Raw genomic sequence first — 6,029 nt, forward strand, 5'->3', positions numbered from 1 at the left:
TAGGGTAGGGGAAGAACGTATAGGTATGTAATTTACGCGCATAAAGGCTTTGTAGGGACTAAATCTAAGCTCAGATTTTCTCTCTTTACGGAGTTAAGACTTGTATTTTTATCATAATGACTAGCTTCTCCATCATAATATTTCTTCACGAGAGCTTTCCAAAAATAGTACACTAGCTAGTTTGTTCTTAAAAAAAATAATCAAGGCAATACTTTTGCACCATCCTCATTCGCCATCCTTAAGGGCGGCTTTTGCATTTACAGAAATTGCCCACTGACTTTAGAAGCGGAGCCTAGAAACGTGGGGAAGAGGAACACCATAGAGCGGTGTGACTACTCATGTTGTCATGCTATAGAAATATTTGGTTTTGTAGGGTAGAAGCAGCGGCCACCCCCTTTAATGCTTTTTAGGCATTAAAAATGGCACGAGAAAATGCTGGTAGTCGTGATATGTTTTTTATTATGGCTGATCCATGAGCTCTAAAATATAAATTGAGAGAGAATGGGCGGCATTAAAAGTTAAACGCGCATGGCGAGGCTTGAGATTGATTAGTTCAAAATCCTTTTCTGAGCGGCCATGCGCTGCACTTTTCTTGTTTCTTAAATTCATAGTACCACTAACGATTCTGGATAGACCGGTTGCGATCATTCTTAAGTCATTTTTATCTAGATCTTGATTTTTTAAGTTTTTTTGCTTTATATCGTCAGTATGAATCTTAGCCTTCTTAGCAACTTCTTTCCATAAAGCGTACAGCTTATTATGGGCATTTTCTTCGTATAGGATAGAATGGTGGTCGAGATAAGCTTTGCAAGAGGCTTCCAACAGATTTGCTGCAAATAGAACTGCCTCCCTTGGATCTTTTTCTATATTTTCTAATGCCCTATTTATTTCGATTTCTACTGCTGAAAGTTCTTTCTCTGCAATACGTTTTTGTAGCTCTTCTGTAGAGAGGAGACCAGCTTTTTGCAATTCTTGTGTGGAGGTCAACTCCTTCTTGATAATATATCCTCCACGCTGATATTCCAAGTCATATTCCTTTAACTTTTCTAAAACTGTACGTTTATCTTTTTGTAACTGTAAAATTTTTTCATATAATGATGGATTTAATCTGCTTGGGTCTGGGTCATAATATTCTTTTTCTAAAAAATCCCCAAGCAAGTTACCAAGGACTTCAAGCGGTTCATTGCATTCCACATTGATTGCACGTAGCCACGCTTTAACTTTTTGGATTTTTGTACCTTCTGGAATTTCAGGAGGAGCAAATGATGCAATAAACAAGTCATCTAACTCGTTATGCGTATAATGGTGCGCAAACATTGGAGGGAGTAGTCCAATGATTACAGGAGGGATTTTGTTTTTCTGAGATATTGTTTGCGGAGACGATAATTGCATTTTATGGCTTTATAATATCAAAAAGTGGTGTGTGGAGTGGTTTTTAGAATATGATTTTATTGTCTGACCTTGTATAGAAGGTCGCGCAACAATTTTGTGGCTTATATAAGATTTGTGAAAGAGAAATGCCATATTGTGTTTTAATTTTTTTCTCCTTTCATTGTTATAACAGTGAAGGGGGTGAATAATGCGTGATAATTGGAAAAATATAGAATGAGAACAGAAGTATAATTTTGTATTATCGTAACTGCAATAGCATTCTTTATTGGCAGATTGTTTATTGGAGAGAAGGAAGCAGGCAATGCGCATAATCCCTGAAAGGAAGGTTTTGTGACAAGAATTTCAATAATGGCATGTTACTAAATGTTGTGTGTGTTCTTTGCTTGTCAGAAAAAGTAGATGGCGCTCTTTATTTGCATAACCGGTATAGAGTAATGCGGGAGGCTAGTTTAAAATCTCGTTTATTCCGTTAAAGCTTACGGTTTTCTATAAAAAGACTGTTTTCATTATATCCGCTGTGAAGTTCGCATACTTGGTAGATGGAAATATACGCGTTTATCGTGTCTGTAAGGGAGCTTGAAGCAATGAAGTTATGTGTAAAAGAGTTCTGAAAAGCTTCTTTTGTCCGTAAAACTTATAAGGAAAATTTAAAGACAGGAAAATGTTAGAGAAATCTAAGAGTACGCTGTGAAAATCAAGAAACAGTCTTTTTAGAGATGGTTTGCTGTCTGTCATCATGCTTTATGATTTTCAATGTTTTTAAAATTTCATTTCTCAATGAGAGAGGGATTTTTTATTAAAGTGGGGGAAATTTCTTATAACAGTTAACAATGAAATGGAGAGAAGATGCTGCTTTACCAGCTGTTTTTGTCGCTTCAGTTTCATTTGGACCTATTGCGGTTACGGAAGCATAGTGATTCAATGACTTTGAAAAGGGGTGAATAACATTATCAAGTTTGCAATACAGTGCGATTTTTCACATCGCGGTGTGTGGTAAAAGATGATTAGCATTTATAGGGGCGTGCGCGGGGGCGGGTTCTATATTCTATGCTGGTGCGGTAGGGCATCTGTTAGCGCATTTATGGAACTATTCCGCATTGAAACGCGTGCTTAATTTCGTGGATCTTTGCAAAGGTCTGATCAGAAAATCCCATATTTCAAGAGGTTTTTAGAGGGATCTAAAAGCACTGAGGTATCATAAAATTACAAACACCGTACGTTACTGGAGGTGATCAATTTTAGAGCTTAAGGAGCTTATCGGTTTAGTGTTCTTTCATAAAAATGATGAAGGCTGTGTTCAATGTCTCAGTGTGTTGGTTTCTCGAAAAGTGGTAAATGCTGTATGATTTTATATGCCATTGCCAATGTTATGGATAGGGTGTTCAAATAAAGCATATCATAAATCAAAATTCTTCTCTTTACGCGATAAGAGGAGGGCTAGGCAAAACAGTAAAAATGCAGCGATAGAGAATATGAAGAATACGATATATGTTTGGTTTAAGGACAGGTATTCTTCTGTCAGAGAATGGATCAAAAAGCCAGCGAATATACCCCCTAAGGCACCACCTATTTGCTGTAATATGCGTGTGATAACGGCTGTATCTTTGACGTATAAACTGTTGACATATTGGATGGGGGCGGAAAGGCAGACAATGGTGGTGATGCCAAGTCCTATGCCTCTTAGCAAGAATCCCAGTCCATCCATGCTTATATTATAGCCGAAGCATAATAACCCAAAGCTTGATATCACTAAACCAATTCCTATCATGAAAAAGGGAGATTTTTCTTTCCATTTTTGGTAAATAAATTTCCTGCCAATCCACGCACCTACCCCTTGCAGAGCAAGGAGGGCACCGATGATGAGAAGGCTCTTTTCATAGTTTCCTCCCATGGCAACGGCTAGTGGGAAATAAACGAGGAAGCTATAAAAAAGAAATGAAGCAACAAGCCCCATGATCATGAGCAATGTATAGCGCGCATTTTGAAATCCGCTAAAGACGATTAATTTGTTTTTTGCTTTCTGATTAGAAACAATGAATAATATGAGAGATATCACGGCTATAAGCGCTAGGATAAAGAGGGTGTTGTGGTTATTGATATTTCTGGCTTCTGTGAGATAAAAAAACGAAAGAAGGGAGATGGAAAACGCTAAAAATGCAAATAAGTTAAATTTTGTTTTTGTTGTTTCGTTGCTCTTTAAATGTTTTGCTCCAAGGGTGAGTGCCAATAAAATAAGCGGAATATTAATAAAAAATAACAAACGCCAAGAGACATACTGAGCAAGTGAGGCGCCTACCAGCGGACCAAAGGCAGGAGCGAAAACTGTTGGTACGGCTATGGTGCCCATGGCTTGGCGCACGCGTGTCTGTCCAAATTGTAAGGCAATGATGGTTTGGCTAAGGGGTAGCAAAAGACCTGTCCCGAAACCTTGAACGATACGGGCAGATATAATAGTTGGAAAATTATAGCTTAATCCTACCCCCAGTGATCCAAGCATAAAAATGAAGCTTGCAAGAAACCAAGTGCTTTTGATACCTATTCTTCCTTGCACAAAAGCGGCCATTAGCAGCCCTGGAACGGTGGCGAGAAAATAGGATGTTACAACCCATTGTATATTATTTTCTCCGACTGAAAAATAATGCGCAAGGTTAGGAAGGATGACATTGACAATGCTCCCGTCCAGCAGAGGAAGTATGCTGGAAATAATGACGGTATATATGACATACCTTTCTGTTTTTGTATAGGAATCTCTCTTTTGCATTATTATGCCCCCTGTTGATATTCTTTTAGATATGGGTCCCGCCCCATTCACAGACTTTAAAAAATTAACACATGTTTGTGATGTCTGCGGTTTTGATATTGGAATGAATGTGATTGGAAGTGCTGATGGTCCCCAAATGCTTCTCTTGTGTACAAACCCCTCTTCCTCCAAAATGAAGCCATCAGTTAAGCTGATTTTGATGAGTTTATCGAGGAGTCTGTTTTCTGTCAATTCACTTTGCATGAGAGCAAAAGCAGAACCTACACGAGACGTGCATGCCTGCTCCATTTGCATTTATTATTTAACATGAAAAATGTGAAAATCTTTATAAATCAAATTATTGACTTAAAAATCCAATGTTTGTTTATATATCATTTTTTATGCTTAAATGATTGTTTGGGTGCCAAATGTATTCTCAATAGTTTATAATTTTCTTTTCTTAAATGTGCAGCCCTTTCTGGAAAATATTCGACAATCTCTTGATTGTTTAATAAAAATTAAAATCGGTTATAAGGAAGGGCTTGTAAATTATAGAGTAGGAAAAAGTTGCATTTTATAAACAACAGGGGATGGTATGTTTCCATAGCCCAAACATTTTTTCAAGTTGTTGTGGTATCTTTTTGAATTGCTTGATCGATAAAAGTTTCATAATTATCAGAAACAATATATTGGGTATTTTCTCCTAAAGCTTTGAAATGTTCATGACCGCAATGGATTTTTGCTTTTTCCAGATCGCACAACATGTCTTCGAAAATACTTCCTTTGCTTTCCACAACAAAATACAGTTTTCCTTGCCCATCTTGCTCGAGTAATACAGCCCAATCGGGAGTATATGATCCAAGAGGTGTATCAATTTTAAACCATTTAGGCAGTTGCGCATAAACTTTAATCTCATCGTTTTTTTCAAACGATTGTGCAAAACTGAACTCAATATCTGAATCATAAATAACATGATCATAAATTGATTTATCAGTTTTTGTCATATTCTTTTATAAAACAATTTGCTTTTATATTTATTAAAATGCATTTTCTATTTTATTTTTTCGTATAATTAGCCAATGAAGTTTTTGCTCTAATATCGCAATTTGTAAAAGACTATTTTGGTCATTCAATATGAAACTTTTTATGTCGGTTTCTTGTATTGAAAGCAATGGTACGATTTTTGATATCTGTATAAAATATTTACAAAAAAAATTTAATAACACATGATTATAGAATTTTGTCCTTTGTTTGAAGCATGTAAAGTTAAACCATTGTTTATTCATAGATTTTATGTTCATTATTTATTTGATACATTTAATCTAGAATGTAAAGTGTGTTCGTATACTCAAACTAAAATACTGGTATTGAAGTGGTGAGAGTGTTGCTTTGTTGAGAATAGATAATTTGGTAGGTTGGTATTCCCTTTGTATCAGAGAATTCAACTTATTCTCTCATATTGTGTGTGGATGAAATGTTAACCGCATAATGCTCCCTCTTACATGAGATGTAAGATTGATATGGTTTCCATATTGAGAAAAGTTGTTGATCGTAGAGGAATATTTTTCTGCGAAATTTGTTTGGCTTAAATGCAAAAAATAGAGCAATAGCCGCATATTTGTTATGCTGTAACGGCATATATATAATCGATGGAGTCAACACTTCATTTAAGAAGTTTTTTAAAAGAAAAACATAAAAAAATAGAATTATTGAAAAAAATCTTTTATTTTGAAGCTTGTTTCTCACGCTTATAAAAGCTTCACGTGGATTTCGAAAATTCTTGTTGTGTTGAAAAGCATGAAAAATCAAGAAGATTTTGCAAAAAAGCTGCACTATGCGTGCAGCTTTTTATGTATTTGCTTTAAAGGTAGACGTTTTAAAGCATGAAAGTGTCCTT

General features: G+C 35.9%; 3 protein-coding genes. All 3 read right to left on the reverse strand.

Annotated elements, in window-relative coordinates; genetic code table 11:
* Positions 1-459 precede the first annotated feature (459 nt).
* A complete protein-coding gene (locus ACFIJL_RS08405; RefSeq protein WP_375624196.1) occupies positions 460-1,392 on the reverse strand; it encodes an abortive infection family protein in 933 nt (310 codons plus the stop codon).
* A gap of 1,396 nt (positions 1,393-2,788) precedes the next feature.
* A complete protein-coding gene (locus tag ACFIJL_RS08410; protein WP_375624198.1) occupies positions 2,789-4,153 on the reverse strand; it encodes an MFS transporter in 1,365 nt (454 codons plus the stop codon).
* Positions 4,154-4,752: 599 nt separating this feature from the next.
* Positions 4,753-5,136 (reverse strand): hypothetical protein, encoded by a 384-nt coding sequence (locus ACFIJL_RS08415; RefSeq protein ID WP_375624200.1) that lies wholly within the window; start codon positions 5,134-5,136, stop codon positions 4,753-4,755.
* Positions 5,137-6,029: the final 893 nt, after the last annotated feature.

Source organism: Bartonella sp. TT119HLJHH, assembly GCF_042193385.1.
GTDB lineage: Bacteria > Pseudomonadota > Alphaproteobacteria > Rhizobiales > Rhizobiaceae > Bartonella.